This window comes from Phenylobacterium sp. (assembly GCF_044236515.1).
GTDB lineage: Bacteria > Pseudomonadota > Alphaproteobacteria > Caulobacterales > Caulobacteraceae > Phenylobacterium.
The window spans coordinates 1-2,860 of the sequence record NZ_JBIIGK010000252.1; the positions used below are offsets into that span (position 1 = coordinate 1).

The following is a 2,860-nucleotide window of genomic DNA, read 5'->3' on the forward strand; positions in this document are numbered from 1 at the left end:
TACGGCGTGACCTGGCGACCGTCGTTCGTGCCGGGGCTCGCCCTGAGCGTCGACCGCTACGAGATCGATATCCAGGACGCGATCGCTAGCATCGGCGCGCAGCAGACGATCGACGAGTGCTTCAAGGGCGCTCAAACGCTCTGCTCGCTCATCGAGCGCGGTGCGAACGGTCAGATCTTCACGATCCAGACCAGCCCTCAGAACGTCGCGTCGTACTACCAGTCGGGCGAGGACTACGAAATTTCGTACCAACGTGAGGGCTTCGGGGGCGACATCGCGCTGCGCCTGATCCTCAGCCGCCTGGACAAGTCGGTCACGACGACGCTCAACGCTGCGCCGATCGACCGGACCGGCCAGGTCGCCCAGGGCCAGAGCCGTCCGGAATGGCGCGGCAATTTCCTGGCGTCGTACCGGCGTGGCCCGCTGCGGCTGCAACTCGTCGAGACCTATGTCGGCGGCGGTACGTTCGACGTGACCAACATGGCCGCCCGGCAGGGGTCGTTCGACGACGTCGAAGGCCAGTTCATCACCAACGTCTCGGCCAACTACGAGATGATGGACGGCAAGCTTGAGGTCTACGGCACCGTCAACAACCTGTTCGACCAGGATCCGCCGGAGGTCCCCGCGGCCCTCGGCACGGCCTCGACGAACATGCAACTCTACAGCGCCATCGGCATGAATTTCACCGCCGGCGTGCGCTTCCGATACTGAGTTGATGAAGGGTCGGTCGCGCCTCGCGCGGCCGACCGGCGCCCGGCGGATGTCAAGAGGGCGGGACTTCAGAGTCTCGCCGTCGGGGATCGTCCGTCGGGCGTGACTTTCTGGGGTGTGTCGCGGGACCCGAAATCGGGACCGCGAGTGGCGTGTTCGGGAGGATTCATGCTGAAACTGGTTTCGGTCGCCCTGACAGGCGGCCTGCTCACCGCCGTGGCTGCGACGTCGGTCCTCGCGCAATCGGCCCCTCAGGCGGCGCCTCGGGCCACCGCCCAGGCCGAGCCGCCGGTGGCGGATCTCAACACCCAGCGTTCAGCTGTCGCGCCGTTCTGGGCCAAGCGGCTTACCGGCTATCTGAAGACCCGTGATGGCGAAGAGCTCCGCTACAGCGCGCTGCTGCCGAAAGGCAAAGGCCCGTTCCCCGTCCTGCTTCACTTCAGCGGCTACGCGCCGGGCTCGATCGGCGGCAGCGCTTACCTCGAAGGGCGCGGCTATCCGCGGTCCATCGACAAGCAGTTCCTGGACGCCGGCTATGCGGTGATCGGCGTCAACCGTCGGGCGACCGGCTGCTCGACCGGCAGCACGTTCGATTGGCACCATCCGCTCTACGGACAAGACGGCTACGACGCGGTGGAGTTCGCCGCCGCCCAGCCGTGGTCGAACGGCGCGGTGGGGATGTACAGCTGGTCGTGGCCCGGCATGGCGCAGCTGTGGACCGCCGCGACGCGGCCGCCCCACCTGAAGGCCATCGCACCCGGCCACGTTATCGCCGACCCTCGCGCCGACAGCTACGCGCCCGGCGGCGTGCCGCAGCCGTCCATGATCTCCGGCTGGGGCTCCAGCTACGTCCCCAATACCTGGACGCAGGCGCGCGACAGCGCCCTCGCCGAGAACGATACGCGCTGCGTCGAGCAGATCGACAGGAACCTCAAGACCCTGGAGGCTGGCTCGCCAGGCCGGCTGGTTCTCGCCCACCCATTCAAGGACGCGCATCAGGAAGAGCGCACGCCGGCGCGCAGGGCGCACCTGATCAACGTGCCGGTGCTGTCTCTGACCTCGTTCCAGGACGGGGCGACCACCTCGCGCGGCGGATACTATCAGTGGAACGTCGATCCCAAGCTGATGTGGATGATCGACACCAACGGCAACCACAGCATGTACATGTCCGAGGTCTATCGGAAGGACATGGTCCGGTTCTTCGACCGGTTCGTGAAAGGCAAGGCCAACGGCTTCGAGGAGACGCCGCGTCTGCAGGTCTGGCAGGAAGCGGCGGTGAACCCCGCCGCCAAGCGGAGCCAGCCGTTCCCGGAAGGCCCGATGGAACAGGCCGAGCCGAATTTCGTAGTGACCCGCCCGACGATCACCCCGGAGGTCAAGCAGGTCAGCTTCACCCTTTCGGAAGGCGGTCGGCTGACCGAGAACGGCGCGCCGTCCACCGGATCGCAGACCTTCAAGTATCCGGTGGCCAGCCCCTCGGTCCTGGGCCCTCGCGGCTGGGGCGACCTCAATCCGGACTGGAAGAACGGCAGCCTGGTGTTCACCACCGCGCCGCTGGAGCGCGACATCGTTCCCTATGGCCCGGCCAGTGCGGATCTGTGGATATCGTCGGCCTCGGCGCCCGACGCCGATCTCCAGGTGACGGTCACCGCCGTCCTGCCCGACGGCAAGGAGATGTATGTCCAGCGCGGCTGGCTGCGCCTGTCGAACCGGGCGCTGGACACCGAAAAGTCGACGGCCGGCAGGCCGGTGCTGCTGGACAAGCCCGAGGCGTTCGCCCCGATGATGCCCAACCGTCCCGAACTGGTGCGGCTGGAGGTCAACCGCTTCTCCTATCCGTTCCGCAAGGGCACGCGCCTGCGCATCTGGATCGAGACGCCCGGCGACACGGGGACCTATCAGTTCTCCTACAACCCTGTGCCGACCACGCTGAAGCTGTGGCACGACGCGGACCACACCTCGAAATTCGTCATCAACGTGCTTGAGAACGAGCCGGCGCCCAAAGCCGCCCGCGGCTGCGGCGAGGTGCTGGATCAGCCCTGCCGCGCCGACCCGCTGGCCGGCTGATCGCCCAACAGGAAGACCGGAGGAGGATGCAGATGAGATCGCAAGCCACCGCAGCCGTCGGAGGCGCCCTCGCGCTCCTGAT

2 protein-coding genes are annotated in these 2,860 nt (G+C 67.0%); both read left to right on the top strand.

From position 1 onward, the window contains the following. Window positions 1-711: hypothetical protein (locus tag ACILRF_RS15900; RefSeq protein ID WP_395674612.1), on the top strand; the 711-nt coding region annotated here is incomplete at its 5' end. Window positions 712-879: 168 nt separating this feature from the next. After that, on the top strand, window positions 880-2,778 hold the full coding sequence (locus tag ACILRF_RS15905) for a CocE/NonD family hydrolase (protein WP_395674614.1): 1,899 nt from the start codon (window positions 880-882) through the stop codon (window positions 2,776-2,778). Window positions 2,779-2,860: the final 82 nt, after the last annotated feature.

Excerpts from the sequence above, each read along its gene's own strand:
- ACILRF_RS15905 (WP_395674614.1), top strand. The coding sequence starts at position 880 with ATGCTGAAACTGGTTTCGGTCGCCCTGACAGGCGGCCTGCTCACCGCC.